26 protein-coding genes and 2 pseudogenes are annotated in these 23,088 nt (G+C 70.3%); 18 read left to right on the top strand and 10 right to left on the bottom strand.

All coding sequences use genetic code 11. The annotated features are described in order from the left end of the window. The first annotated feature begins 4 nt into the window (after nt 1-4). Nucleotides 5-475: a GNAT family N-acetyltransferase gene (locus tag ABD830_RS54485; RefSeq protein ID WP_378521125.1), complete on the top strand. Its 471-nt coding sequence runs from the start codon at nt 5-7 to the stop codon at nt 473-475. 55 nt (nt 476-530) lie between these two features. On the opposite strand, the gene ABD830_RS41200 is transcribed toward ABD830_RS54485, so the two are convergent. The 3 genes from ABD830_RS41200 to ABD830_RS41190 form a co-directional block, all read right to left on the bottom strand. Beyond that, nucleotides 531-1,388: a DMT family transporter gene (locus ABD830_RS41200; RefSeq protein WP_344999637.1), complete on the bottom strand. Its 858-nt coding sequence runs from the start codon at nt 1,386-1,388 to the stop codon at nt 531-533. A 226-nt stretch (nt 1,389-1,614) separates the two neighbouring features. Beyond that, nucleotides 1,615-2,457, bottom strand: a complete 843-nt coding sequence (locus tag ABD830_RS41195) for an oxidoreductase (protein ID WP_344999635.1) — start codon at nt 2,455-2,457, stop codon at nt 1,615-1,617. 179 nt (nt 2,458-2,636) lie between these two features. Next, nucleotides 2,637-2,972, bottom strand: a complete 336-nt coding sequence (locus tag ABD830_RS41190) for an alpha/beta fold hydrolase (protein ID WP_344999633.1) — start codon at nt 2,970-2,972, stop codon at nt 2,637-2,639. Between ABD830_RS41190 and ABD830_RS41185 the strand changes: the two genes are divergently transcribed. The 6 genes and pseudogenes from ABD830_RS41185 (at nt 2,971) to ABD830_RS41165 (ending at nt 6,453) form a co-directional block, all read left to right on the top strand. Beyond that, entirely contained in the window at nt 2,971-3,138 is a 168-nt protein-coding gene (locus tag ABD830_RS41185) for a hypothetical protein (RefSeq protein ID WP_344999631.1), read from the top strand. The genes ABD830_RS41190 and ABD830_RS41185 overlap by 2 nt on opposite strands. Before the next feature lie 24 nt (nt 3,139-3,162). After that, entirely contained in the window at nt 3,163-3,714 is a 552-nt protein-coding gene (locus ABD830_RS41180; protein WP_344999629.1) for a TetR/AcrR family transcriptional regulator, read from the top strand. 234 nt (nt 3,715-3,948) lie between these two features. Continuing rightward, on the top strand, nt 3,949-5,574 hold the full coding sequence (locus tag ABD830_RS41175; protein ID WP_344999627.1) for an ABC-F family ATP-binding cassette domain-containing protein: 1,626 nt from the start codon (nt 3,949-3,951) through the stop codon (nt 5,572-5,574). Continuing rightward, nucleotides 5,555-5,680, top strand: a pseudogene (locus tag ABD830_RS54480) (hypothetical protein); the annotation flags it as partial. The gene ABD830_RS41175 and the pseudogene ABD830_RS54480, both read left to right, overlap by 20 nt. 46 nt (nt 5,681-5,726) lie before the next feature. Further along, nucleotides 5,727-5,969, top strand: a pseudogene (locus ABD830_RS41170) (hypothetical protein); the annotation flags it as partial. 58 nt (nt 5,970-6,027) lie between these two features. Then, a complete protein-coding gene (locus ABD830_RS41165; protein ID WP_344999625.1) occupies nt 6,028-6,453 on the top strand; it encodes an Ohr family peroxiredoxin in 426 nt (141 codons plus the stop codon). A gap of 57 nt (nt 6,454-6,510) precedes the next feature. On the opposite strand, the gene ABD830_RS41160 is transcribed toward ABD830_RS41165, so the two are convergent. The 3 genes from ABD830_RS41160 to ABD830_RS41150 all read right to left on the bottom strand — a co-directional run bounded on the left by ABD830_RS41160 (nt 6,511) and on the right by ABD830_RS41150 (nt 10,542). Beyond that, nucleotides 6,511-7,074 carry a carboxymuconolactone decarboxylase family protein gene (locus ABD830_RS41160; protein WP_344999623.1) on the bottom strand — a complete coding sequence of 188 codons (564 nt, stop codon included), beginning with the start codon at nt 7,072-7,074 and terminating at the stop codon, nt 6,511-6,513. Further along, nucleotides 7,074-7,673, bottom strand: coding sequence for a TetR/AcrR family transcriptional regulator (locus ABD830_RS41155; RefSeq protein WP_344999621.1), 600 nt, complete (start codon nt 7,671-7,673; stop codon nt 7,074-7,076). The genes ABD830_RS41160 and ABD830_RS41155 overlap by 1 nt, the downstream gene beginning before the upstream one ends. Nucleotides 7,674-7,752: 79 nt before the next feature. Further along, complete coding sequence (locus tag ABD830_RS41150; protein ID WP_344999619.1) at nt 7,753-10,542, bottom strand: ATP-binding protein; 2,790 nt, start codon at nt 10,540-10,542, stop codon at nt 7,753-7,755. Nucleotides 10,543-10,717: 175 nt separating this feature from the next. On the opposite strand from ABD830_RS41150, the gene ABD830_RS41145 reads away from it, so the two are divergent. The 3 genes from ABD830_RS41145 to ABD830_RS41135 all read left to right on the top strand — a co-directional run bounded on the left by ABD830_RS41145 (nt 10,718) and on the right by ABD830_RS41135 (nt 12,280). After that, nucleotides 10,718-11,068, top strand: coding sequence for a VOC family protein (locus ABD830_RS41145; RefSeq protein ID WP_344999617.1), 351 nt, complete (start codon nt 10,718-10,720; stop codon nt 11,066-11,068). A gap of 71 nt (nt 11,069-11,139) precedes the next feature. Then, on the top strand, nt 11,140-11,751 hold the full coding sequence (locus tag ABD830_RS41140; RefSeq protein WP_344999615.1) for a VOC family protein: 612 nt from the start codon (nt 11,140-11,142) through the stop codon (nt 11,749-11,751). Between the two features lie 64 nt (nt 11,752-11,815). Then, on the top strand, nt 11,816-12,280 hold the full coding sequence (locus ABD830_RS41135) for an iron chaperone (protein ID WP_344999613.1): 465 nt from the start codon (nt 11,816-11,818) through the stop codon (nt 12,278-12,280). Between the two features lie 6 nt (nt 12,281-12,286). Here ABD830_RS41135 and ABD830_RS41130 read toward each other — a convergent pair whose 3' ends face one another. The 3 genes from ABD830_RS41130 to ABD830_RS41120 form a co-directional block, all read right to left on the bottom strand. Continuing rightward, a complete protein-coding gene (locus ABD830_RS41130; protein ID WP_344999611.1) occupies nt 12,287-12,895 on the bottom strand; it encodes a flavin reductase family protein in 609 nt (202 codons plus the stop codon). A gap of 384 nt (nt 12,896-13,279) precedes the next feature. Next, complete coding sequence (locus ABD830_RS41125) at nt 13,280-14,233, bottom strand: CehA/McbA family metallohydrolase domain-containing protein (protein WP_344999610.1); 954 nt, start codon at nt 14,231-14,233, stop codon at nt 13,280-13,282. A 40-nt stretch (nt 14,234-14,273) separates the two neighbouring features. Next, entirely contained in the window at nt 14,274-14,606 is a 333-nt protein-coding gene (locus ABD830_RS41120) for a hypothetical protein (protein ID WP_344999608.1), read from the bottom strand. 164 nt (nt 14,607-14,770) lie between these two features. Here ABD830_RS41120 and ABD830_RS41115 point away from each other — a divergent pair, with 164 nt between their 5' ends. Both ABD830_RS41115 and ABD830_RS41110 read left to right on the top strand, forming a co-directional pair. Next, complete coding sequence (locus tag ABD830_RS41115; protein WP_344999606.1) at nt 14,771-15,364, top strand: TetR/AcrR family transcriptional regulator; 594 nt, start codon at nt 14,771-14,773, stop codon at nt 15,362-15,364. A gap of 72 nt (nt 15,365-15,436) precedes the next feature. After that, nucleotides 15,437-15,640 (top strand): heavy-metal-associated domain-containing protein, encoded by a 204-nt coding sequence (locus ABD830_RS41110; protein WP_344999604.1) that lies wholly within the window; start codon nt 15,437-15,439, stop codon nt 15,638-15,640. On the opposite strand, the gene ABD830_RS41105 is transcribed toward ABD830_RS41110, so the two are convergent. Further along, complete coding sequence (locus tag ABD830_RS41105) at nt 15,622-16,350, bottom strand: GbsR/MarR family transcriptional regulator (protein WP_344999602.1); 729 nt, start codon at nt 16,348-16,350, stop codon at nt 15,622-15,624. The two genes, ABD830_RS41110 and ABD830_RS41105, sit on opposite strands and share 19 nt — an antisense overlap. A 215-nt stretch (nt 16,351-16,565) precedes the next feature. Between ABD830_RS41105 and ABD830_RS41100 the strand changes: the two genes are divergently transcribed. From ABD830_RS41100 to ABD830_RS41075, 6 genes are read left to right on the top strand one after another with little or no spacing between them, the layout of a single operon-like run. Next, the gene (locus ABD830_RS41100) at nt 16,566-17,762 is read left to right on the top strand and encodes a cytochrome P450 (RefSeq protein ID WP_344999600.1); all 1,197 of its coding nucleotides are present in this window, start codon (nt 16,566-16,568) and stop codon (nt 17,760-17,762) included. A gap of 27 nt (nt 17,763-17,789) precedes the next feature. After that, nucleotides 17,790-18,608: an oxidoreductase gene (locus tag ABD830_RS41095; protein WP_344999598.1), complete on the top strand. Its 819-nt coding sequence runs from the start codon at nt 17,790-17,792 to the stop codon at nt 18,606-18,608. Between the two features lie 23 nt (nt 18,609-18,631). Beyond that, complete coding sequence (locus ABD830_RS41090) at nt 18,632-19,525, top strand: ABC transporter ATP-binding protein (RefSeq protein WP_344999596.1); 894 nt, start codon at nt 18,632-18,634, stop codon at nt 19,523-19,525. After that, nucleotides 19,522-21,147: an ABC transporter permease gene (locus tag ABD830_RS41085; protein ID WP_344999594.1), complete on the top strand. Its 1,626-nt coding sequence runs from the start codon at nt 19,522-19,524 to the stop codon at nt 21,145-21,147. The genes ABD830_RS41090 and ABD830_RS41085 overlap by 4 nt, the downstream gene beginning before the upstream one ends. Nucleotides 21,148-21,167: 20 nt before the next feature. Continuing rightward, nucleotides 21,168-21,650 (top strand): GNAT family N-acetyltransferase, encoded by a 483-nt coding sequence (locus tag ABD830_RS41080; RefSeq protein ID WP_344999592.1) that lies wholly within the window; start codon nt 21,168-21,170, stop codon nt 21,648-21,650. Nucleotides 21,651-21,690: 40 nt separating this feature from the next. Then, nucleotides 21,691-23,055 carry an SUKH-4 family immunity protein gene (locus ABD830_RS41075; protein WP_344999590.1) on the top strand — a complete coding sequence of 455 codons (1,365 nt, stop codon included), beginning with the start codon at nt 21,691-21,693 and terminating at the stop codon, nt 23,053-23,055. Nucleotides 23,056-23,088: the final 33 nt, after the last annotated feature.

Raw genomic sequence — 23,088 nt, 5'->3', positions numbered from 1 at the left:
CAGGATGGGCGCCATGATGGAGATCAACTTTCTGACCGAATCCGACCGCGCCTGCTGGGAACTGCTGGCCCGTGGCAAAGACACGTACTTCAAGGTCGAACGGAGCGACGACGACTACGAACGGACCTGGCGACGCTTGCTCGACGACGAGCAGGTACGCGGGATCGCCGCCAGGCTGGACGGCAAGATGGTCGGCATCGCGCACTACCTGTTCCACGCCAGTGTCTGGTACGCCGGGAGATGCTATCTGGCGGACTTGTTCGTGGACGAGGAAGTCCGGCGGCGGGGTATCGCGACGGCAGTGATCGAGTGGGTGGCGCGGGACGCCAAGGAGCACGGCTTCCCAGGTCTCTACTGGAACACGTTGGAAGACGCCCCGGCTCGCGCGCTGTACGACAAGGTGGGCAAGTTCCACAACGGGCTCATCCTCTACACCTACCGGCGTGACGCGAACCAGACCTCCACCCAGCGCTGAAGGGCGGCCGGCCACGAACGTGGAAAGACCGGGCTCCCGACACTCCTCCCGCCGCCTATCGGCGACGGAGGTGCGCGGGCTTGGCCAGGAACCGGGATCGGCCGAGGATGACGATGCCCGTCACCATTGCGATCAGACCGGCCACCTCGCCCACGAGCGCTTCCGGAGTCACCCGTAGATGCTCGGAGAAGATCGCCGCTCCGAGCACGATCCCGATGATCGGCTCGGCGGCCGTGGTGGCCGGCAGCGAGATCTGCAGCGGAGCGGCGTCGAACGCGCTCTGGTTGAGGAGCAGCCCCACCACGGCGACGCACGGCAGCACGTACGGCTGCCAGGTCGCGAGCACGCTCGGCCCGTTGCCGAGGGTGAGCAGGGTGTTGCGGGTCAGCACGTCCTGCAGCCCGTACAGCACTCCGGCCGCGGCGGCCAGCGACATCGCCTTGACCTTCAGGGAACGCCGCAGCCCGAAAAGAACCAGCGCCCCCGCGGCCAGGACCACCGGGAGCGCCGCGAGCCACCGCGTGGAGAGCGGATCCGGAAGCCGGCCGCCCTGAGGCCGCCCGGCGAAAAGGAAAAGAGCCACTCCTCCGCTCACCAGCACGGCACCCAGTTGTAGCGCGCGGCCGAACGGTTCCTTGTAGACGACATGGGCCGTGGTCAGGGCGAACAGCAGGTTCATCGAGAGAAGCGGCGTCACCTGCGCCACGTCCGCCTCCCGCAGAGCGACGGCGCCGAGGATCTGGCCGCAGAGCATCAGCCCCATCCCGGCCAGCCACAACGGCATGCGCATCAGGTCCAGCAGCAGGCGCGCGTGCAGAATCTCCTCAAGGGGTTCGCGATACGCGGCGTGCTGCTGGGCGACGAAGCCGATGCCGAGAAAACAGGCCGCCCCCAGAGAGATGATGATGATCACCAATGGTGTTGCTCCCCGATGTCCTGTTCGACAGGGACGGGTGCCGGGGCGGAAAGGTCTTCCCCCACGTCTTGATCGCCCATGCGTACTGTTCGAGGCATTCTCGGATGGGCTTCGACCCAGCAGCCTCTGCGTTCCGCCTTCCCCGAAATGCCTGCTCCGTAACTGTGAACGGGCTCCCCAAGGGTGCCGCCACGGTCGGGACGGCTGCGCGGGGGTCTGGAGCCTAGCGTTCGTCGGCGGGGTAGTCGGCCGAGCGGCTCACGTCGGCCCACTTCTCGGTTTCGGCGGCACGGATCTCGGCAGCCTTCTGGGCGGCGGCGACGGCGTCGCTGCCGAGAAGGAGGCGCCGGGGCGGGGAGTCGTCGCGGACGACGTCGATGATGATCTCGGCGGCGCGGGCGGGGTCGCCGGGCTGGGCTCCGTCGGTGTCGCGTCGGTAGCGATGGATGGCGCCCACCGTCTCCTCGTAGTCAGGGCCGACGGGGTGGATCTCCATGGAGGAGCCCTGCCAGTCGGTACGGAACGCGCCCGGCTCGACGATGACGACCTTGACGCCGAAGGGTGCGACCTCGCTGGCGAGAACCTCCGAGAAGCCTTCGACGGCGAATTTCGCGGTCTGGTAGGCCCCCATTCCGGGGGTGCCGCCGACGCGTCCTCCGACGGAGGAGAACTGTACGAAGACTCCTGATCGCTGGGTGCGCAGGACGGGCAGGGCGGCCCGTGTGACGTTCACGACGCCGAACAGGTTGGTTTCGATCTGGGCGCGGAAGTCGCCTTCGGCCATCTCTTCGATCGGCGCGCTGTTGCCGTAACCGGCGTTGTTGACCACCACGTCGAGGCTGCCGAAGGCGTCGGTGGCCTCCTTGACCGCTCGGGCGGCCGCGGCGGCGTCGGTGACGTCCAGCGCGACCGCCCGCATCCGGTCGCCGTGGCGGACCACCAGGTCGTCGAGCTGCTTGGGGCTGCGTGCGGTGGCGATGACCTGGTCGCCTGCTTCGAGGACGGCTTCGGTGAGGTGCCGTCCGAAGCCGCGTGATGCTCCGGTGATGAGCCATGTCTTGGCCATGGGTGTTCCTTCGATCAATGCTCCCGGTAATTGTCTCATCAATGTAGCACTTGGAGAGTTAATATACTCATTTATGTGACAGATGTCTCTGGTGGTGCTGGCCCCGGTATGTCTCGAGCAGCCGTAGCCGCGCCTCGCTGATGGTGGGGGCGGGGACATCCTTCTTCCGTGTCGTGGGGCTATCGGGTGGCTCGGGCGGCCTTCTCGATGACGCCGGCCACGGTCTTGGACTGGGAGACGGCGACGGAGTGGGAGGCGCGTACTTCGATGGAGTGCGCGTGGGCGCGCTTGGCCATGTAGCGCTGGACCTCGGCAGGGATGTTGAGGTCCTGGGTCGTGATGACGGCCCAGGTGGGCTTGGCCTTCCAGGCGGCGGTCTCGGTCTTCTCCTCCAGGCCGGCCCGGGCGATGGGCCGTTGGGTGGCGGCCATGAGGGCCGCGGTGCCGGCGGGTACGTCGGCGGCGAACTGGTGGTGGAACTTGCCCGGCTTGATGTACAGGTCGGTTCCCGCCATGCCGTCGGGGAGGGTGAACGGCGACTCGACGGCCACCAGCAGCCTCAAGCAGTTCCCGGACCGGGCCCATTCGCCGGTCATCGACGGCGGCTGGCGGGCGGTCGCCGACCACGTGCTGGTGTGGCTGGCCGAACGGGAAGTGCGCACCGGGCCGTCGAAGTGGTGAAGGGGGCTCACGTATCTTGGGCGCGTGAGAGCAGACGCGACACGCAACCTGGAACGCGTCCTGAGCACGGGCGCCCGCATGCTCGCCGACGACCCCTCGGCGACCATCGCCGCCATCGCCGCCGCGGCAGGAGTGGACCGCCGCACGGTCTACCGCCGCTTCGCCTCCCGCGAAGACCTCATGGCCGCCGTCTACACGGCACGCTACGACGCGGTCGAGGAGGCCGTCGAGGCCGCCAGGCTACGCGAGGCCCCGGTCGCGGTCGCGCTGCATCGCTACGTCGAAGGCATCATCGCCGTCAACCGCGAATGGCCCGTGGAGACGAGCCGCATGCTCCGCGAGGTCACGCTCCGCGAGCGCCGCCGCCGCCTGATCGACGAGGTCGACGCCTTTTTGCAGCGCGCCACCGACGAGGGCCTGCTCCGCTCCGACCTGCCGCCCGGCTGGGTGGCCGCGGTCCTGTCGCCGCTGATGGAGCACGCCGCCGAGGACCTGTCCGAGCTGAGCGCCGCGCAGGCCGCCGACGTCGTGGTCGACACACTGCTGCGGGGCGTCGGCACTCCGCAGGCGCGCTGACCGCGCGGTAGCCCGCACGCCGGGCTGCTATGGTGTAAGGCCCTTGAGATCGGAAGCCAGGAGACCAGACATGGCAGGTGACGACGACATTTCCGGGTGATACCGGAGATTGACCGGCCCCGGCAGGCGCACATGACCGCCGCCGACGTGGCCTCTGGTCGTCGTTCCCCGAATCCCTGTCCCCTTTGCCGGGCGGCTTCGGCGCGCCCGCGTTCTCGTACGAGGTCTTCTCGCATGTCCGCTGCTTTCATCGTCTGTTCCGACCTGTCCTTCTCCTGGCCTGATGACACGCCCGTCTTCAGCGATCTGTCCTTCACCGTGGGCGGCGGCCGTACCGGTCTCGTCGCCCCGAACGGCGCGGGAAAGAGCACGCTGCTCAAGCTGATCGCCGGCGAACACCGGCCCCGTGGCGGCAGCGTCTCCGTCGAGGGCGTGCTCGGCTACCTGCCGCAGAGCCTGCCCCTCACCGGCGACCTGACCGTGGCCGAGGTCCTCGGCATCGCCCCGGTGATCGCCGCGCTGGACGCCATCGAGTCGGGCGACGCCGCCGAGGAGCACTTCACCACCATCGGCAACGACTGGGACATCGAGGAGCGCACCCGTGCCCAGCTCGACCGGCTCGGACTCGGCGAGCTCGCGTTCAACCGCACGCTGGCCACGCTGAGCGGCGGCCAGGTCGTCTCGCTCGGACTGGCAGCCCAACTCCTCAAGCGGCCCGACGTCCTGCTGCTCGACGAGCCGACGAACAACCTCGACCTCGGCGCGCGCCGCAGGCTCCACGACGTGCTCGGCGACTGGAACGGCTGCCTGCTCGTGGTCAGTCACGACCGGGCCCTGCTCGACCGCATGGACCGCATCGCCGAGCTCGACCGGGGCGAGGTCCGCTTCTACGGCGGCGGCTTCACCGCGTACGAGGAGGCCGTGCGTACCGAGCAGGAGGCCGCCGAACGCAACGTGCGCAGCGCCGAGCAGGAGCTCAAGCGCGAGAAGCGGGAGATGCAGCAGGCCCGCGAGCGCGCCGAGCGCCGGGCCGGCACCGCCGCCCGCAACCTCAAGAGCGCCGGCCTGCCGCGGATCTTCGCCGGGAACATGAAGCGCGGCGCGCAGGAGTCGGCCGGGCGGGCGGGCCAGATGCACGCCGCCCGCGTCAGCGACGCCAAGGCCAGGCTCGACGAGGCCGGGCGGGCGCTGCGCGACGACCAGAAGATCGCGCTGGACCTGCCGGGCACGAATGTGCCCGCCGGCCGCACGGTCTTCCACGGGGAGCGCCTTCAGGCCCGCGGCCTGTTCGCCGAGCCGGGCATCGACCTGACCGTCCGCGGACCGGAGCGGATCGCGCTGACCGGCCCCAACGGCGCGGGCAAGTCCACCCTGCTGCGCCTGATCAGCGGCGACCTGGAGCCCGACGGCGGCACGACCAGGCGGGCCGACGGCCGGGTCGCCTACCTGTCGCAGCGGCTCGACCTGCTCGACGTCGAGCGCACCGTGGCCGAGAACCTGGCCGCGTTCGCCCCCGGCATGCCGGCGGCGGAGCGGATGAACCTGCTGGCCCGCTTCCTGTTCCGTGGCGCGCGTGCGCACCTGCCGGTGGGTGTGCTGTCGGGCGGCGAACGGCTGCGCGCCACGCTGGCCTGCGTGTTGTGCGCCGAGCCTGCGCCCCAGCTCCTGCTGCTCGACGAGCCCACGAACAACCTCGACCTGGTCAGCGTGGGGCAGCTGGAGAGCGCGCTCGGCGCGTACGAGGGGGCCTTCGTGGTGGTCAGCCACGACGAGCGGTTCCTCGCGGAGATCAAGGTGGAGCGCCGGCTGGAGGTGTCCGGCGGGCGGCTGCTGGAGACCGGTGGACCCGCCGGTGAGTGATGTGCTGCTCGCCCGCGATCTCGTACGGACGCTGAGCGCGCGGCGCGTGCTCGACGGCGTCTCGCTCACCGCCGCGCCCGGCCACCGGATCGGGCTGATCGGCGAGAACGGTGCGGGCAAGTCCACCCTGCTGAGACTGCGGGCCGGAGCGACTGCTGGTGGGCGATCCACCCGAGGTGCTCCTGCTCGACGAGCCCACCAACCACCTCTCCCCCCGCCTGTCCGACGAGCTGGAAGAGGCCCTGGGCGCCGACGGGCCAGGCGCGATCGTGATCGCCAGCCACGACCGCTGGTTGCGCGCCCGCTGGCAGGGCCACCACCTCGCCTGGCGTAACCGCCAATGCGTCACCGGCTTGACCGGTGACGCATTGGCTGCCAATATCGTCACCAGTTGAACCGGTGACGCGAGATGTGTTCCCGGGCCTGTTTTCACCTGCTCAGAAGGGAAGAGCCATGGCTGCCAGCTACACCGGGGTCGTCACCGTCACGGGGGAAGGCCGCAACGGAGGCCGGATCCAGGCCGACGACGGTCTCCTCGACACCACGCTCGCCATCCCGCAGGCGTTCGGGGGAGCGGGCGGGGCCACCAACCCCGAGCAGTTGTTCGCCGCGGGCTGGGGCGCCTGCTTCCTGGGCGCCGTCAGAAGGGCGGCGGCGCAACGCAAGATCAGGCTGACCAGCACGGCCATCACGGCGGAGGTGACCCTGCACCACGGCGACGACGGCGAGTTCGGCCTCAGCGCCGTGCTCAACCTGGAGCTCGGAGGCGTGGACCAGCAGACGGCTCACGAGCTCGGCGCCGCGGCCCACCGGATCTGCCCGTACTCCAAGGCGACCCGCGGCAACATCTCGGTCGCCATCAACGCGAAGGCCGCCTGAGGTGCGACCGGAGCAGGACGCCGCCGAGGCCGCCCGGAGACGGACGCGGGATCAGACTCAGACCTGTGGCTGATCGCGGGTCCATTCCTGGCCCTGCCAGGCCGGGTCCAGCGGGGTGTGGGCGATGTGGTTGGTGTAGTTCGACAGCGTCTTCATCCCCACGCCGAGGACGATGTCGAGCACGTGGCGACGCGTGTAGCCGGCGGCCAGGAACGCCTCGATCTCCGCGTCGTCCACCCAGCCGCGCTGGGCGACCATCACCTGGGTGAGGCGCCGGGCCGCCTCCAGCGCGGCGTCCGGCAGCGGCTTGCCCGTCCGTAGGGCCTCGACCACATCGGCCGGGACGCGGGCGCGCAACGCCAGGGTGGAGTGCGCGGCCACGCAGTACTCGCAGCCGTTCTCCACGCTGGCGGTGATCCACACCACGTGCTTGGCCGGTCCGGGCAGGGAGGACTTGCCGAACTGCTCGGCCAGGGCGTTGTAGCCGGCCAGCAGCTCGGGCGATTCGGCCATCACGCCGTTCAGCGTGGTCACGAACCCCATGCGCTTCTTGGCGGCCTCCAGCATCGGGCGGGCCGCCTCGGGGGCGTCGCTCTCGTTGTAGACACGGAAATCGATCATCATCTCTCCTCGGTGTGGGTGAAACCATCCAGTACGGCGCGGACGCCCGCCAGCAGCCCGGCCGCGTCGGCTCCGGCCCGCGAGCGCAGGTTGACCCCGTAGGCCAGCAGCGCCAGCGTCTCCGCGCCCGCCTCCAGGTCCGTTCCGGGCCGTACTTGACCGCGATTGCGTGCCGCCTCCAGCGCGGCGCGCATCGCCGCTCGCAGGGCGGCGTGGTGGGCATCCAGGACCTGCCGGACCTCGGGAGCCTCGCGGGCGGCGCCGGTGTGCGTGTTGGTGACCAGGCAGCCCCAGCGGGCGTGCTCACCGGTGCAGCGTGCCGCCACCAGTCGCTCGAAGAAGCCGGCGACAGCAGGCAGGCCACGTTCGTCGGCGGCCAGCGCGTCGAACACCGGCCGTGACTGCCGCTCCAGGTAGCGGCGCAGCGCGGCGGCCTGCAGCCGCTCCTTGCCCCCGAAGGTCGCATACAGGCTGGAGCGGCTCAGCCCGGTGGCCTGCGTGACCTCGGCGATGCCGGTGACATCGGCGCCGCGTTCCCAGAACAGGCGCACCACCTGGTCCAACGCCACGTCGGGATCGAAGTGCTTGACGTCCGGCATCCGCCGACCTCCTATCTTGGAACGACCATTCCAAGTTAGCGGTATGCGCCATGAAGCGCAATCCATCCGCTTCAAGAGGTCAGGTCAGGGCCATCGGGGTGAGGCCGAGCTCGGCAAGAGCGGCGGCGCCGCGGGCGGCATGGTCACCGCCCGCGAGCACCAGGGTCCGTGCCGACTGGTACCGGCAGCCGGCGGCGTCGAAGACGTCCGCCGTGGCGAGCAGTCGCTCCCGGTCGTTGTCGAGCAGGGCTTCGGCACGCTCCACGATGGCACGGGCGACCGGGTTGCCGGCCGTGACGGTCCGGGCGTCGGCCAGACGGGCGCGCGCGTCGATGCTCCCGGCGAGCACGGTGGCCTCCGAGCGCAGCGCCACGTACCAGTGGAGCCAGATCCAGGTGACCCATTTCCACACCTCGCCGGCCTCAGAGGCCATCCGCTCCAGAGCCTCCGATGCCTGCCCGTGGTGGAGCAGCAGCATCGCGTCGAAGACCGCGCCGTAGCCGTAGGCATGTTCCGGCGTGGTGCCGAACTGGTCCAGGACCGTCCCCCACTCGCGCCGCGCGTCGTGGTCGTCGCGGAGGCTGTGGATCATCACCACCGCGGCCACCGCCGGGCCGAGGGCTGACGTGGGAGGGCTGCCGGCCCGCCGCCACGCGTCGAGGAACCGGATGCTGCCGCTGAGCACCTGGTCGACGTTGCCCGCCAGCGCGTCGGCGACCAGCAGCCAGCTCGTGGCGCGGTGGCCGACCTCGGCCAGCAACGGATGATCGGCGAGTTGCCGTGCCCACCGGCGAGCCCCGGGTAGATCGCCGGTGCCGAGGCCGGCCTCGGCGGCCTCGCCGAGCGCCTCGATCAGCTCGTGGGTGGCGGCCGGCGTGTTCGGTGCGGACGACAGCAGCGCGATCCGGCGCCGGGCCGTGGCGGCGGCGGCGAACGCGTCACCGGCCCAGCTCAGGGCGCCGGTCAGCACATCGAGCGCGGCGGATTCGGCGAGCGGATCACCCGCACGGTGGGTCAGTTCGACGGCCCGTTCGGCGCGGGCGATCTTCTCCGGTCCGGAGTCGTCGGGCTGGCCGTGGGCGGCGCCGATCGCGTCGTTGAGCTCCCGCGCGGCCTCGGCCAACGCCACCGCGGCCTGTGCCGCCGGGTCCGCGCCGGCCAGTTCCCGCGCCTGGGCGATGAGCGCGGCCGTCTCCTCCGCAGGCAGCTTCCTGGCGAACTTGCTCGCGAACCGGTACGCGTTGGTGGCGATGGTCGCCAGGTCACAGGCGGCGACGGCGGTGTCCCCGGCGCGGCGGGCGGCTTCCGCGGCCGCGAGATGCAGGCGGTACATGTCATCACCGCGCATCCGGCAGCCGGCCACGGCCGCAGCATGCCGGAGCATCGACGCGGTGGCGGCGGGATCGTCGGCGAGCGCGGCGGCCTGCTCATAACGCCCCTGGGACTCGCCGACCAGGTGACGGGTGAACGTCAGCTCCGCCAGGTGCCGGGCGAGGCGGCGGGCATCCGCGCGCTGCTCCGGCTGGTCGGCCGCCCACGCCAGGGCGGCGCGGAGGTCGTCCGCGACCGCGTCGAACCGGGCCCGCCAGTCCGCTCCCACCACCGCCAGGCCGGCGGCCTCGGCCAGGCACCAGCGAAGGTGGCGGGATCGGGTCTCGGCCAGCTCACCGGCCTCGGTGAGCCGTTCCTTCCCGTACTGCCTGATGGTCTCCAACGCCCGGTACCCGGTCCCGCTCGGGCAGGCCGTCACCACCAGCAGGCTCTGTTCGGCCAGCCGGGCCAGCCCGTCGGCGACCAGACCTTCCTCGGACCCGGACACCTCCGCCGCCGCGGCAGCGGTGAACGGCGCCACGAACACCGACACCTGGCGCAGCAGCGCCCGGTCGGCCGGCTCCAGCAGGGCGTGGCTCCAGTCCAGCGCCGCCCGTACCGAGCGATGCCGGTCTTCGGCCCGGGAGCCGCCGGTGAGCATCCGGAGCGGGTGGGACAGGGCAGTGGTGATGCCATCCAGTCCGAGGGTGGGATACCGGGCGGCGGCCAGCTCGATCGCCAGCGCCATTCCGTCCAGCCGCTCGCAGATCTCGGCGATGTGCTCGAACAGTGGAGGGTCCAGCGGCCAGCCGACCGCCGTCGCCCGTTCCATGAACAACGCGACCGCGTCCGATTCGCCGTCGACGGCCAGCGACAGCGGCGGGACCGGATACACCCGTTCGAACGGCACCATCAACCGGGCCCGGCTGGTCGCCAGCACCGTCACTCGAGGGCACGTCGCCAGCAGCCGCTCGAGAAACAGCGCCACCCCGTCCACCACTTGCTCGCAGTTGTCCAGCACCAGCAAGGTATGACGGTCGGCCAGCGCGGCGAGCACGGACTCGGTCATGCCATGGCCGGGCTGCTCACCGAGGCCGAGCGCACCGGCGACCGCGGCCGCGACCATGCCCGCGTCGGTGACCGGGACGAGGTCGACGAACCACACCCCGTCGGAGTACTCGCCGGCCGCTTCCGCGGCCACCGCCAGCGCGAGCCGGGTCTTGCCCACGCCGCCGGGACCGACCGCGGTCACCTGGCGGTGCTCCTTGAGCATCTCGGTGAGTACGGCCCGCTCGCTCACCCGGCCGATGAACGAGGTCAGCGGGGCCGGGAGCACCGGTGCCGGGCGAGACGGGCCGGTGCCGACCGGCTCGGGCGCACGCTGGGCGAGCGCCCGTCGATCCGGCACCTCCAGCTTGCGCAGCAGCGAGGAGACGTGACTCTCCACGGTACGCACGGAGATGCACAGTCGTGCCGCGATCTCGGCGTTGCTGAGATGGGCCCTGACCAGCTCCAGTACCTCGGCTTCCCGAGGAGAAATGTCCAGCACTGCGGTCACTGTCACAGTTTGCCGTATCTCCGCCGGGCTCCATCCGTAGTGGCCGTCGTGCGATCCGTGCCGTCGATCCGTGGACGGTTCCGTGGTCGCCACGGATGCGGGTCAGTGGGGCCGGCAGGAAAGCTGTGCATACGAACACAGCGGGTCGATGGGGCCCACGACCACAGGAGCGACCATGTCTTCCAACCTGGGAATCAAGACGGTGCTGCACCCGGTGTCCGACCTGGCGAAGGCCAAGGCGGTGTACGCGGCCCTGCTCGGTATCCCGCCGCATGTCGAGTCTTCCTACTACGTCGGTTTCGAGCTCGAGGGCCAGCACGTCGGACTGGTGCCGGGCGGTGGGCCGCAGGGCATGACCTCGCCGGTGGTCTACTGGCACGTACCGGACATCGAGGCGAAGCTGGCCGAGCTGACCGCCGCGGGGGCCACCGTGAAGGAGGCCGCGCACGAGGTCGGCGCCGGTCGCGTGGTGGCCACCGTCATCGACCCCGACGGCAACGTCCTCGGGCTCCTGCAGGACCGGTGAGCGCCGGCCCACCCTGCCAGGTCCGCCGCCTACAAGACGACAAACCCACTTCGTTCATAAGGAAAACCGCTATGACCTCCTTCGGCTCAGTCATCCTCGAAGTTCCGGACCTCACGGCCGCCGACGCCTTCTACCAGGCCTTCGGGCTGGACTCTTTTGTGAACGTACGTGCCTCGGACGCGCCGACGACCGGCTTCCGTGGGTTCGCGCTGTCACTCGTGGTGTCCCAGCCGGGCAACGTCGACGCCTTCGTCGGCGCCGCCCTCGACGCCGGCGCAACGACGCTGAAGCCGGCCACCAAGAGCTTCTGGGGCTACGGCGGCGTCGTACGCGCCCCGGACGGAACGATCTGCAAGATCGCGACCTCGAACAAGAAGGACACCGGCCCTGCCACCCGGCAGGTCGACCAGGTGGCGCTCCTGTTGGGAGTGGCGGACGTCAAGGCGAGCAAGCGGTTCTACGTCGACCGCGGCCTGACCGTGGCGAAGAGCTTCGGCGGCAAGTACGTCGAGTTCGACACCCCGTCGTCGGCCGTCACGCTGGCCCTCTACCCTCGCCGCGCCCTCGCCAAGGACACCGGCATGCCCCAGGAGGGCACCGGATCGCACCGCATCGTGATCGCCGGCGCTGCCGGGACCTTCACCGACCCCGACGGGTTCGTCTGGGAGACCGCAACCGTCTGATGCACGCGGCGGGACCACCAGGTCCTTCGCTGAATATCCAGGATCTTCAAAGGAGAACTCTGTCATGAGCAACACCGAGAGCAGCACGTACGAGGGATTCACGGCCGAGGAGCGGGCCGCGATGAAGGAGCACGCCCAGGAGCAGAAGAAGGCGGTGCGCCGCAGTTCACGCGCGGACAAGGCGGCGGACAAGGCCGCGGAGGAGGCGCGGGACGTGCTCGCGAAGATCGCCGAGATGCAGGACTCGGACCGGATCATGGCCGAGCGCGTCCATGCCGTCATCACCGCGAGCGCCCCGGTCCTTGCGCCGAAGCTCTGGTACGGGATGCCCGCCTACGCGATGAACGGCAAGATCGTCTGCTTCTTCCAGAGCGCGGCGAAGTTCAAGTCGCGCTACGCGACGCTCGGGTTCAACGACTCGGCGAAGCTGGACGAGGGCACGATGTGGCCGGCCGCTTTCGCCCTGACCGAGGTGACGCCCGAGGTGGAGACCCGGATCAGCGAGCTGGTGAAGCGGGCGGTGAGCTGAGGACGCTCATGCGGGCTGCGGCTCCTCGTAAGGGATGCGGCTCAGATGCAGGATCGAGCCCAGCGTTCCCCACTCGTCCGCGCCGAGCTTGGTCAGCGGACGCAGTCGTTCGGCGTCAGGTCGGCCCCCGACGACGTAGTCCTCGTGCACTGCCGCGAGGAACACCCGGCCGAAGACCAAGGTGGAGTTGCCCATGCGCAGGGTGGTGTGCGAACGGCACTCCAGGACGACGGGGGAGGCGGCCACTCTGGGCGGCCGCACATGACGGCTCGCCTCGCGTTCGATTCCGGCGAAGTCGAATTCGCTGACGCTCCGCGGGAAGTCGGTCGCGGTGGAGTTGATCAGGTGCAGCAGAGGTTCGGCGGAGAAGTTGACGACGAACTCCCCGGTGTCCTCGACGTTGCGCAGGGAATCCTTGCGGCCGATCGAGGTGAACTGCACGATCGGCGGGTCGGTGCTGGCGATGCTGAAGAAGGAGTGCGGGGCGAGGTTCTCGACGGCTCCGTCCGGTGTGACGGTGGAGATCCACGCGATCGGGCGCGGGATGACGACCGAGGTCAGGAACCTGAAGAAGGCCGTACCGCCCATGGCCTCGGGATCGAAATCGACGCGCATGACGATCAGTATTCATCGCATCCACGGTGTGTGGTGGTCGCCGCGCCCACACGGGTCAAGGGGCCCGGTGCGGCGGACGCGAGTCGGCAGGCGGACCCACAGGTGGAGCCCGCCCGCGGGGACACGGGTGAGGGTCCAGTCGGGAAGCTCGCGCGTGACCGCGGCCGCCAGTGCTCCGCACCGCTCCCGCAGTGCCGCGGCCAGGGTGCGGACGTGCCGTTCCCAGGTGGGGGAGCTGAGGAGCTCGACCACTGCTTCCTGGAGCGGGCGGGTGACGAAGAAGTCGCCGACCTCGGCAGAGCGGCCCTGCGGCCGTGACGAGCGCCGGACCCGGGCGCGGCTCGGCAGCCGCGTCCGGCCGGCCGGTACGAAGGCGGGTTGCCGTCAGCGCTCGATGAACACCGGGTTGGAGTAGAACCACAGGTCGGCCCACGGGTCGGAGCCGTGCGGGTCGGGCTGGGGCTCGAGCTCGGCGGTGTTGGTGCCGCGGACGCGGACGTACATGGGGCCGTCGATGTCGCGCAGCGTGTGACGGACGACGATCTCGTCGCCCTGGCGCCGCCACTGGCTGGGGCCGTAGCGGGCCTCGACCTTGGTGGTGGGGTTGGTGTCGGCGGAGCGGTCCTGGACCGGCCCGGTGATCCGCCCGGTGATGATGTCGAGGCGGTTGACCTGCGGGCGCTCGCCCTTGGCGTTGGGCGTACGCGGCACCCGGAAACGGACCTCGACCTCGGCGTCACGGTCGCCGCCGCGCATCCGGAGGGTCTCGCCGACGGTCGCCGTGTTGCCGTCGGCCTGGCCCTGGGCCTCCCCGGTGCGGGACACCGTCAGGTCGAGCTGGTCGATCAGGTCGCCGATGACGACGAAGATCCGGCCGCCGCGGAGGCCGTCGAGGATGTCGGCGTAGTCCCAGCCCGCGTACACGTACGTCTTGGAGTATTCGCCCGGCCAGAAGTCGCTGCCGCCGTCGCTGTAGTGCCTGTGGGAGTCGGAGGTGGAGGTGATCCACCAGCGGCGGCCCTCGCTGAGCAGCGAGTCCCACAGACCGCCGAGCCGCGCGGTCATCTGGTCGAAGCCGCCCATCGTGGGGTAGTTGCCGTAGCCGCCACGCTCGCCGTCCGGCTTGACGCTGCCGTCCTTGTTGAGCGATCCGGCCTGGTGGCCGGGTGCGCCCTCGAAGCCGTGCGCGATCTCCGGCGCGGTGTCGTGCCAGTTGCGGAACTCCGCCGGGGTGTCCTGGCCGTAGACGCCCAGCCCGGTGGCGGAGCGGGCGGGGTGGTTGGCGAACAGCAGCGGCTTGTGCGGGAGCTGCCGCATCACCCGCAACGCCTCGAGCATCTTCTGCTCGGTGTCGAAGGTGGGGTCGGCCGGGAACGGGTCACGCTTGGAGAAGCGGGCCGCCGTGGTCGGTGGACACGATCCAGGCCAGCCCGAACTGCTGCGCGTGCGACGCGTTGACCGACAACGGGTAGATCGCGTCCCCGCCGAGGATCGGCTTGGGCGGGGTCGTGGAGTTGTCGTAGCCGACGCTGAACTCGCTGTGCACATGGTGGTCGCCGGGCAGCCAGCGCCGGCGGCCACCGCCGGGGCGCCGGTCGTCGGCCCAGGCCGGACCGGTCAGGCCGCCTACGGCGACCGCGCCGACCAGCCCACCGGTGACGGCCAGCAGCCGCCGCCGCGTCACGACCTCGGGTTTCTCAGAAGCGGACATCGAGGTTGGTTCCTCTCCAAAGGGCGCTATACATCCGCCCGAGTCCATCGATGCCGCGTGACAGGCTGTTGACCGATCACCGACCGCGAGGCGAACAGTCGAAATCCGGCGGCCGACTCACACACGCCACAAACGCAAGTATGAACTGCGTTAATCTAAGGGGCATGGAGACGGACCGAGAGCGGACCCGACGGCCGGGAGGCCGCAGCGCCCGCGTCCGCGCGGCGGTGCACCAGGCCGTCACCGACCTGGTCGCCGAGCGCGGGTACGGCAATTTCACCGTCGGCGAGGTGGCGAACCGCGCCGGTGTGGCCGACACGAGCATCTACCGCCGATGGGGCACCCTCGAGGCGCTGACCATGGACGTGGCGATCACCTGGCTGACCGCCACGTCCCCGATCCCCGACACCGGAAGCCTGGAAGGCGACCTGCGCGCCTACGCCGCCAACGTGGCCCGCGACGTCACCGGGCCCGACGGGCCGGCCGTGCTGCGCCTGGTCATCGCCCTGTCCACGGCAGGTCAGGACGGCATGCGGGCGCGCGACGCGTTCCTCGCCGAGCGCTCCAGCCAACTCCAGACCATGCTCGACCGGGCCCGTGCACGAGGCGAACAGCCGCCGGACGTCCTGGAGGTGCTCGACCACATCCTGGCCCCCATGTACATCCGCATCCTTTTCGGCGCGGGCCCCCTCACGCACGACTACGTCGACACGCTCGTGGACCGCCTGCTCCCCCTCACGGGACCCGCTGAAGGCTGAACCCGGAAGCCCTGGATCGCGTATCTCCATCCACAGGCGGCGCTCGGCCGTTCCAGGGAAAGGTTCACGTCAATGACCCTGTCCGTCGCGGTATCGGGAATGAGTTGCGGGCACTGCGCTTCGACGATCCGGCAGCAGGTCCTGCCGTTGCGGGGCGTCGAGCGGGTGGAGGTGGACGTGACCGGCGGTCGCGTCACGGTGAGCGGAGGGCCGCTGCTTCAGGAGTCGCAGGTCCGCGAGGCGATCGCGGAGGCGGGTTACCAGGTGCTCTCCTGACCCTGCGGCCGCCCGCCGTCGCCGGAGAACGTCCGCCGGTAGTGCTCGGCCGCCTGGGCCATGTCGGAGCTGATGAGGTCGAAGAACCGGCTGGCCGTCCGGAGCCGGATGCCGGCCGGGGTGTGGGCACCGAGGACGTCGACGCCGTCCCGTACGGTGTCGGCCCACAGCGTCATCGACCGCATGCCCACCAACCACGCCCGATACCAGACGTCGGCGTCGATGGTGTACCGCTCACGCCGGTTGTCGCGCTCGCGTTTGACGAGTCCCACCTGCTCCAGCCAGCCGACGCCCTTGGAGATCGACGCGGGGCTGACCCCCAGCCGCTCGGTCAGCTCGGCGACGGTCATGTGGCCGGTATCGCTGACGAACAGGCAGGCCATCACCCTGGCCGCCATCGTCGGTATCCCCCCGAACCTCGCAGTGAGTCTCTCCTCGAGTTCCCGTACCGCCTGGGGGTCGCGCCCGTCGACATCCGCGCTCGCCGGAGCGGCCGACGGCGGGTTCGGCCGACGGCGGGCGCGCCATTCGGCCGCCTGCTGCGCCCGGGCCGCGTGGTAGCCGTGCGGGCCGCCGTTGCGTGCGATCTCACGGCCGATGGTCGACCTAGGCCGCCCCAGCCGACGGGCGATCTCCGCGTAGGGGAGCTTCCCCGCCAGCCCTTCGGCGATCTTGCGGCGGTCCTCGTACGTCAGGTGGCCTCGCGGCATGCGCCCTCCCTGGTCTCGGGGCGCACAAGTATGCCTTCAGGCATACGTCATCGCTACACGCCGAACCCGGGTTGTTGCATTTGCCAACACTGTTATTGCGCCAGTCTCTCCGGCCTGAGCTGCGCTGACATGGTTTCCTGCTTGCTGAATTCTCAAACGCATCCGTAACTTTCCCTGGTGCGTGAACGATCGCCGTTCTCGCGGAGGGAACCGAGATGACCCTGCCGAACCCCGTGCCCGCGCTGCCGACAGAGCGCACCACGGAGCGCCCCTTCGATCCTCCGTCCGGACTCGCACAGCTCCGGGAAGAGCGTCCGCTGAGCCGGCTGAGCTACCCGGACGGGCACCTGGGATGGGTGGTGACCACCCACGCCCTTGGCCGCCGCGTGCTCGCCGACCCACGGTTCAGCGTGCGCAGCGAGCTGCAACACTCACCGCTGACCGCCGTCGCCAGGTCCAATCAGCCTGCTCCGCCGGGCGTGTTTGCCTTGATGGACCCACCTGACCACACCCGGTACCGTCGCCTGCTCACCGGCGAGTTCACCGTGCGTCGCATGCGCGTGCTCGCCGAGCGGATCCAGGAGATCACCACCGAGCGCTTGGACGCCATGGAAGAGGCGGGCCCTCCGGTGGACCTGGTGAAGACGTGGGCACATCCGATCCCGGCCCAGGTGATCTGTGAGCTGCTCGGCGTGCCCTACGCCGCCCGGGCCCGCTTCGAAACCCACGCGCTGGGCCTTGCCCGGCTGGACGCCTCCCGCGAGGAGATCGGAGCGGCAGCCGCGGCGATGCGCGGCTTCATCGGCGAGCTGGTGACGGAGAAACGCGCCGACCCCACTGACGACATCCTCAGCGGCCTGACCAGGAGCGACCTCACCGATGAGGAGCTGATCAACTTCGGCTTCATGCTGCTGGCGGGCGGGCTGGACACCACGGCCAACATGCTCGCCCTGGGCACCTACGCCCTGCTGCAACACCCGGAACAGCTGGCCGCTCTGCGGGCCGATCCTGGAATCGCCGAGAGTGCCGTCGAAGAACTGCTGCGTTATCTGAGCGTTGCGCCGTTCACCTCCCGCACTGCTCTGGAGGACGTAGAACTGGGTGGCGAGCTGATCAAAGCGGGCGAAACGGTGACCGTTTCGATCCCGGCGGCCAACCGCGACCCGCAGCACTTCGCCGACCCGGACACCCTCGATCTGCTCCGTCCGACCGGCGGGCACGTCGCGTTCGGCCACGGCGTCCACCAGTGCATCGGCCAGCAGCTGGCCCGCGTCGAACTGCAGGTCGCGCTCCCCGCCCTGGTCAGCCGATTTCCGACCCTCCGCCTGGCCGCCTCGCCGGAGGACCTGGCCCTGCGCACCGACATGATCGTCTACGGCGTCCACCAGCTCCCGGTCGCCTGGGACGCGTAGCCCGCGAATCTTCAGGAGAACCCTGACATGGCTGCCAAGATATGCCTCGTAACCGGCGCCTCATCCGGTATCGGCCACGCCACCGCACTCGAGCTCCTGCGCGCAGGACACATCGTGTACGGCGCGGCGCGGCGGGCCTACCGGATGGGGGCGATCCGCGAAGCGGGCGGTCACTCCCTCCCGATGGACGTGACCAAGGAAGAAGACCGCCAGCGGGTCGTCCGTACGATCCTGGACGAACACCAGCGGATCGACGTCCTGGTGAACAACGCGGGAGCCGTCGTGCACGGCGCCGTCGAGGACACGCCGCTGGAGATGGCGCGGGACGAGTTCGAGATCAATCTGTTCGCGCCGGCCCGGCTGATCCAGCTCGTCCTGCCGCAGCTGCGCCGGCAGGGATCGGGCACGATCGTCAACGTGTCCTCGATCGGCGGGGAGCTCGCCTTTCCGCTCGGCGCCTGGTACTACGCCTCCAAGCACGCCCTGGAGGCGTTCTCGGACACGCTTCGCATGGAGACCAGGCAGTTCGGCATCGACGTCGTCGTCATCCAGCCCGGCATCATCAAGACCGATTTCGAGGCCGGGACCGCGCGGCAACTGCGGGAGATCTCCGGGAACGGGCCGTACGGGCTGATGGCCGAGGCCATGGCACGCGCGGCCGAGACGCCGATGGACGGCGGCCCGGCCTCCGACCCCGGCGTCGTCGCGGCGGCGATCCGGCAGGCGGTCGAGTCGGACCGGCCGGAGACCCGCTACGTCGTCGGCTGGCAGGCCGAAGCCCTCCTGCAGCTCAACAGGTCCCTTTCCGACCGAGAGTTCGACGCACGGGTCACCGGCCTCGCATGAGCAACCGCAACTCGGAGAAACCCATGACTCCTGCCATCGCCATTTCCGGGCTCGTCAAGGCGTACGGGCCGACGCATGCCCTCGACGGGCTCGACCTCACCGTGAACACCGGAGAGGTGCACGGCTTCCTCGGCCCGAACGGGGCGGGGAAGAGCACCACCATCCGCGTCCTGCTGGGCATGATCCGAGCCACCTCCGGCAGCGCCAGGCTGCTGGGCGGCGACCCCTGGGCCGACGCCGTCGCGCTGCACCGGCGGCTGGCGTACGTGCCGGGCGACGTCGAGCTCTGGCCCAACCTCACCGGAGGCGAGGCCATCGACGTGCTCGGCCGCCTGCGCGGCGGGCTCGACGACCGGCGCAGGAACGAGCTGATCGAGCGGTTCGAGCTCGACCCGAAGAAGAAGGCGCGGACGTACTCCAAGGGCAACCGCCAGAAGGTCGCACTTGTCGCCGCACTCTCCGCCGACGTGGAGCTGCTGATCCTCGACGAGCCCACGAGCGGGCTGGACCCGCTCATGGAGGCGGTGTTCCAGCAGGTCGTCGCCGAGGTGAAAGCCGCCGGCCGGACGATCCTGCTGTCCAGCCACATCCTCTCCGAGGTCGAGACCCTCGCCGACCGGATCACCATCATCCGGGACGGAAAGGCCGTGGAGTCGGGGACGCTGGCGCAGATGCGGCACCTGACCCGGACGACGGTCGCGGCCGACACCGCCACCCCGGTCACTGGCCTCGAGCGGCTACCCGGCATCCACGACGCGAAGGTCGAGGGGGTGAGCGTGCGGTTCGGCGTGGACGCCGAACACCTCGACGCCGCCATCAGGCACCTCACCACGTTCGGCATCACCTCGCTGGTCAGCCACCCGCCGACGCTCGAGGAGCTCATGCTCCGGCACTACGAGCGCAAGGAGGCGGCATGACCGCCACGGTTTCCCCGGCGCGCGGCCGTACCGGAACGAGCCCGGCGGGCAGCCACCTGACCGGCACCGGCACCATGGTACGGCTGGCGCTGCGCCGCGACCGGATCAAGCTCACCATCTGGCTGGTCGCCATCACGGTCATGGTCCCGCGCTTCTACAACGCCGCCGTGAGCGCGGTCGTCCCGACGCCTGAGGCCCTGGCCGAGGCCTCGCAGATGATCCGCGTCTCCTTCATGAGGGTGCTCGGCGGGCCGCTCTTCGGCGACGTCACCACGCAGAGCTACTTCCTCGCCGCCTACTGGGTCGAGTTCCTGCTGGCCGCCGCGATCATGAACATGATGCTCATCACCCGGCACACCCGGGCAGAGGAGCAGACCGGCCGGGCCGAACTCATCCGGGCGGCCGTCGTGGGCCGCCACGCGCAGCTCACGGGGGCGCTGATCACCGCCTTGATCAGCAATGCCGCGCTCGCGGTCCTCACCACTGCCGCGACGATCAGCATCGGGTTCCCCGTCGGCAGCGCACTGCTGTTCGGCGCCTCTCTCGCCGCGGTCGGGCTGGTGTTCGCCGGGGTCACCGCGGTCGCCGTGCAGGTCACCGAGCACCCCAGAGGCGCCAACGGGCTCGCGGGCATCGCGCTCTTCACCGTCTGGCTCCTGCGCGGCGCGGGGGCGCTGCAGAGCCAGGAGGGCGGTCCGCTGTTCTGGCTGTCCCCGATCGGCTGGTCACAGCAGACCCGGGTGCTGGCCGACGAGCGATGGTGGCCGCTCGGCCTTTCGCTGCTCTTCGCCCTACTGCTGATCATGGGCGCCTACTCCCTGTCGAGCCGCAGGGATCTCGGCGCCTCCTTGATGGCCCCGCGTCCTGGCCGGCCCTCGGCGCCTTCCTGGCTGCGCACGCCGTTCAGGCTTGCTCTGCGACTCCAGCAGGGGGCCATCGCCGGGTGGGGAGCCGCGTTCCTCGCCATCGGTCTCGTCCTGGGCGCCATGACCGGGGGAATGGAGCAGACCAATCTCCCCATCTTCTCCGCCGACGCGGACTTCGGGCGAGCCTGGATCAGTCTCATGGTGTTCACCGGCTCTCTCTACACCGGCGTCTTCGGGGTCCTGTCGGTCATCCGGCTCCGGGCGGAGGAGGTGCGCGGCCGTATCGGCCCCGTGCTGGCCGGACCTACCGGAAGATCGACGTGGTACTGGTCGTCCGTGCTGGTCACCGCGCTCGCCGTGGTCGTCCTGCCGGCGGTGTACGGTGGCGCGCTCGGCATCGGCGCCGCCCTGTCGACCGGCGATACCAGCCTCGTGGGGGAGGCCTTCTGGGCGAGCCTGATCCGCGCCCCGGAGGTGCTGGTGCTGCTCGCCATCCCCGCCGCGCTGCTCGGGCTGGCCCCAAGGGCCATGGCCGCGGCCTGGGCCGTGCTCGTGTACAGCGGATTCGTGCAGGTCCTGGGGTCCTACATGAACATGCCGGAATGGGTGGTGAACACGTCGGTGCTGTCCCACCTTCCCTGGCACCCGCTGGGGGCCTTCGCCCCGGTGGCCACAGTGGTGCTGACCGCGATCGCCGCGGTGCTGATGATCCTCGGTCTGTACGGCCTGCGCCGCCGCGATCTCGCCTCCGGCTAGTCGGTGAATATCGTGGCCGGGTGGACCGTATTGAGACCCCCGCCTTCGTACTCCTCCCGTTGCGCCCGGAGCACGCCGGCGAGATGGCGGGCGTGCTGTCCGACCCCGCCCTGCACACGTTCACCGGCGGGGTCCCGCTCACCGCGCAGGAGCTGCGCGCCCGCTACGAACGGCTGGCCGCCGGGCCACCCGGCTGGCGCAACTGGGTGCTCTGGTCACGGGAGGAAGAGTGCCTGGTCGGGTACGTGCAGGCGACGATCGAGGGCGGCACCGCCGAGATCGCCTGGGTGATCGGGACGCCCTGGCAGGGCCGCGGGCTGGCCACCGCGGCCGCCAAGGCCCTGGTCGCGCACCTCACGGACGAGGGGATCGGCACGGTCATCGCGCACATCCACCCTGACCACGCGGCCTCGGCCGCCGTCGCCGGCTCGGCCGGCCTGCGCCCCACCGACCGATGGCACGACGGGGAGGTCCGCTGGGAGCTCAAGATCCCCTACGCTTAGGGGCTCTTGAGTGACGTCCTCGACGACAAGGTGCTGAATCGTGGTCACGCACGAAGAGATGGTCGAAGCGTTCGGTGACGAGGGCCTGCTGCTGATGGACGCGGAGCGGTGCCGCGAGCAGGGACTGTCGGAAGCGGACGTGCGGATTCTGTCCGAGGTCGGGCTGCCGGTACGGGCGGATCTGGCCTTCACCACCTTCATCGCCGCCGAACCGCGGGTGGGCTCGCTGGTCGTGTTCAGGACGGGCCACGGCGATGTCAACGTCCTCACGCTCGGCGGGACCTCCGGCGACTCGGGCATGCGCTACTTCCTCGACATCCGCAACGGCGTCGTCGGGCTGCTCTCGATGGACGACGAGCCGCAGGCGGAGAAGGTCAACAGCTCCCTGGAGCACTTCGTCGAGTTCCTCTACCGGCTCAGACTGCGCCAGCAGGCACTGAACGGGGAGTCCCTGGAGGTCGGTCAGAGCTACACGCAGGACTTGTGGCTCTCGCTGAAGGAGCTCGATCCGGACGCCTTCAGCGAGGCCGAGGCCTGGTGGTCCATGGTCATGGACACCTTGCTGAGCCGGAGCCACATCGCCGAGACACGCGCGTTCCTCGAACAGCGCCGCGCGGAGATCGCCGACACACTGGCCGACGCGCTCGAAGAGGCCTCCCAGCAGCGGTCGCAGCGAGACTGCTTCGACCAGGCTCTCAGCCGATTGGAGCACGAGGGCTGGCAGATCGTCGACGCCAAGCTCTTCGCCTCCGACACCGAGACCAGCGGCCTGCTGAGCCCGGCCGCCGACCTCGACGGCTACTTCACCCCGGACGGCGCGCTGGTCAGGGACGTGCCCATCGCGTGGCGGGGCGGGCTGTCCTCGAACATCCAGGCGTCGTTCGCCCGGGAGGGCCTGGTGGTCTCCGTTCCCGGACAGGCGGACCGCGAGGACTACGACGCGCTGCTGGACATGGACGCCGACGAGCTGGGCAGGCAGGCCGACGCCGCGATGGACGCGCTCTTCGCCGCGGTCCACGGCCTGAACAAGCCGGAGGAAGGCGTCGTGACCTGCCTGGCCGGCGACCGGTCCTCCGACCTGTGCCGGATCGTCCGGGCATTCGACCGGCTCGCGGCGCGCGGCTACGTCGCCGAGCCGGACCTCTGGCCGACCGCCTCCGGAGCCTGGCAGCAGGTCCACGAGGCGACCCCGGACGGCCAGGAGCCCAAGGCCGTCTTCTGGACCACCCAGTCGCACACGTCCTGCTTCGACGCCTACGGCGACCTGGTGGACGAGCTTGCGCTGCAATGGTCCGGCGACCGGGACCTGATCGCGAACGCGCTGGCCGGCACCGGACTCGTGGTGGAGACCCCACAGCACGACGGGGTCGCGTTCCTCCTCCGCCCGGCCCCGAAGCCGGAATAGGACGCTTCGAAGATTTTCGATCTGAGCTCGACC

It is taken from the genome of Nonomuraea helvata, from assembly GCF_039535785.1.
Taxonomy (GTDB): domain Bacteria; phylum Actinomycetota; class Actinomycetes; order Streptosporangiales; family Streptosporangiaceae; genus Nonomuraea; species Nonomuraea helvata.
This window is presented reverse-complemented; position numbering and strand designations above follow the sequence as displayed.

Bases quoted from the DNA above. Each gene is read 5' to 3' on its own strand.
- ABD830_RS41190 (WP_344999633.1), bottom strand. From the start codon at position 2,972: ATGGCGGGAACCGACCTGTACATCAAGCCGGGCAAGTTCCACCACCAG.
- ABD830_RS41090 (WP_344999596.1), top strand. From the start codon at position 18,632: ATGACTCCTGCCATCGCCATTTCCGGGCTCGTCAAGGCGTACGGGCCG.
- ABD830_RS41095 (WP_344999598.1), top strand. From the start codon at position 17,790: ATGGCTGCCAAGATATGCCTCGTAACCGGCGCCTCATCCGGTATCGGC.
- ABD830_RS41185 (WP_344999631.1), top strand. From the start codon at position 2,971: ATGCCGTCGGGGAGGGTGAACGGCGACTCGACGGCCACCAGCAGCCTC.
- ABD830_RS41115 (WP_344999606.1), top strand. From the start codon at position 14,771: ATGGAGACGGACCGAGAGCGGACCCGACGGCCGGGAGGCCGCAGCGCC.
- ABD830_RS41120 (WP_344999608.1), bottom strand. From the start codon at position 14,606: ATGTCCGCTTCTGAGAAACCCGAGGTCGTGACGCGGCGGCGGCTGCTG.
- ABD830_RS41125 (WP_344999610.1), bottom strand. From the start codon at position 14,233: ATGCTCGAGGCGTTGCGGGTGATGCGGCAGCTCCCGCACAAGCCGCTG.
- ABD830_RS41195 (WP_344999635.1), bottom strand. From the start codon at position 2,457: ATGGCCAAGACATGGCTCATCACCGGAGCATCACGCGGCTTCGGACGG.
- ABD830_RS41110 (WP_344999604.1), top strand. From the start codon at position 15,437: ATGACCCTGTCCGTCGCGGTATCGGGAATGAGTTGCGGGCACTGCGCT.
- ABD830_RS41145 (WP_344999617.1), top strand. From the start codon at position 10,718: ATGTCTTCCAACCTGGGAATCAAGACGGTGCTGCACCCGGTGTCCGAC.
- ABD830_RS41155 (WP_344999621.1), bottom strand. From the start codon at position 7,673: ATGCCGGACGTCAAGCACTTCGATCCCGACGTGGCGTTGGACCAGGTG.
- ABD830_RS41135 (WP_344999613.1), top strand. From the start codon at position 11,816: ATGAGCAACACCGAGAGCAGCACGTACGAGGGATTCACGGCCGAGGAG.
- ABD830_RS41130 (WP_344999611.1), bottom strand. From the start codon at position 12,895: ATGCGCGTCGATTTCGATCCCGAGGCCATGGGCGGTACGGCCTTCTTC.
- ABD830_RS41175 (WP_344999627.1), top strand. From the start codon at position 3,949: ATGTCCGCTGCTTTCATCGTCTGTTCCGACCTGTCCTTCTCCTGGCCT.
- ABD830_RS41105 (WP_344999602.1), bottom strand. From the start codon at position 16,350: ATGCCGCGAGGCCACCTGACGTACGAGGACCGCCGCAAGATCGCCGAA.
- ABD830_RS41160 (WP_344999623.1), bottom strand. From the start codon at position 7,074: ATGATCGATTTCCGTGTCTACAACGAGAGCGACGCCCCCGAGGCGGCC.
- ABD830_RS54485 (WP_378521125.1), top strand. From the start codon at position 5: ATGGGCGCCATGATGGAGATCAACTTTCTGACCGAATCCGACCGCGCC.
- ABD830_RS41100 (WP_344999600.1), top strand. From the start codon at position 16,566: ATGACCCTGCCGAACCCCGTGCCCGCGCTGCCGACAGAGCGCACCACG.
- ABD830_RS41165 (WP_344999625.1), top strand. From the start codon at position 6,028: ATGGCTGCCAGCTACACCGGGGTCGTCACCGTCACGGGGGAAGGCCGC.
- ABD830_RS41140 (WP_344999615.1), top strand. From the start codon at position 11,140: ATGACCTCCTTCGGCTCAGTCATCCTCGAAGTTCCGGACCTCACGGCC.
- ABD830_RS41085 (WP_344999594.1), top strand. From the start codon at position 19,522: ATGACCGCCACGGTTTCCCCGGCGCGCGGCCGTACCGGAACGAGCCCG.